The organism is Amphritea pacifica (assembly GCF_016924145.1).
GTDB lineage: Bacteria > Pseudomonadota > Gammaproteobacteria > Pseudomonadales > Balneatricaceae > Amphritea > Amphritea pacifica.
Window position 1 is genome coordinate 1 of sequence record NZ_JAFFZO010000161.1, and the last position, 354, is coordinate 354.

The 354-nt window shown below is 58.5% G+C and carries 1 protein-coding gene; it reads right to left on the reverse strand.

Annotated elements, in window-relative coordinates:
* A partial coding sequence (locus JW499_RS21890) for a hypothetical protein (protein ID WP_463427527.1) occupies positions 1–354 on the reverse strand: 354 nt, incomplete at both ends.

Below are 354 nucleotides of genomic sequence, written 5' to 3' on the forward strand. Positions count from 1 at the left end.
AGCGCATCGCCGAGCAGAAATCGCTGAGCACATCCCACGCCTTACGCTGTGTGGTCAGGTACGCATTACAGGTGATGCGCGGCTCCGTGCCGCCAAAGCCGTCCGGCACTGACTGGTCGCAGTACTGGCCGATGACATACAGCGCCCATTTATCCACATCCGCCGCACCAAGACGTTTCCCCATGCCGTAGCGCGGATGGGTCAGCATATCCCACAGACACCAGGCCATGTTGTTGCTGTATGCCGGTTTAAACGTTCCGTCCCAGATACCGCTGTATTGCCGCGTCTGCGGGTTATAGTTCGACGGCACCTGCAGAATACGCCCGCGCAGATGATAATTACGGCTCACCTGCT